Origin of the sequence: Streptomyces sp. MS191, assembly GCF_008042125.1 — a bacterium.
Classification (GTDB): domain Bacteria; phylum Actinomycetota; class Actinomycetes; order Streptomycetales; family Streptomycetaceae; genus Streptomyces.
The window spans coordinates 1-755 of sequence record NZ_RDBI01000173.1 but is presented as its reverse complement, the minus strand read 5'-3'; the positions used below and the strand labels follow the sequence as shown (position 1 = coordinate 755).

General features: G+C 78.1%; 1 pseudogene. It reads right to left on the bottom strand.

The window, feature by feature from the left end:
- Positions 1-137: 137 nt before the first annotated feature.
- Positions 138-755 (bottom strand): annotated as a pseudogene (locus EAO71_RS36150) (bifunctional cobalt-precorrin-7 (C(5))-methyltransferase/cobalt-precorrin-6B (C(15))-methyltransferase); the annotation flags it as partial.

Genomic DNA, 755 nt, shown 5'->3' with positions numbered 1-755 from the left:
CGTACAGCCTCCGCATGTGCGCCGACCAGCGCGGGAACTTGCTCTCGCCACCGTCCGCGAGCCGCGGGAAGGTCGCGGCGGAGGTCGAGGAGCTGGTCAAGGCCCGGCCGGCCGGGCCTCCGCCGCCCCGCCCGCGGTCACCGGGTGCCCCAGACCAGGAGCACCGGCGCCGACGGGGCCAGCGAGGAGGACCCGTCGGGCAGCGGCAGCAACCGCTGCGACTGCAGCAGCACACCGTCGACCGCGAACCCGCAGGCCGCCAGCGCCGCACGGACCGGAGCCACCTCCTCCAGCGCGCTCGGGGCCACCACGACCGCGCGCCGCGCGCGCCGCGCCGCCGCCGCCACGATCGCCCGCAGGTCCCGGCCGCCGCCCCCGACGAACACCCCGTCCGGATCGGAGAGATGCGACAGCACCGTGGGCGCCGCCCCGTGCACCACCCGCACCTCGGCACCCTGCGCGGCCGCGTGCCCGCGGATCCGCTCGACGCCGCCCGCGGTCTGCTCCACCGCGACCACCGCCGCGCCCAGCCGGACGCACTCCACCGCCACCGAACCGCAGCCCGAACCGATGTCCCAGACCAGGTCCCCGGCCCGCGGCCCGAGCCGGGCCAGCACCAGCGCCCGCGCCTCGTACGGCAGCGGCGGCCCGTACCGCACATGTACGCGTCGAGGTTGCGGCCCGGCCGGCCGGTGGCCAGGGCGTGGTAGCCCGGATCGATGTAGTCCGGGCCCACCTTGTGCGGGGACACCGCC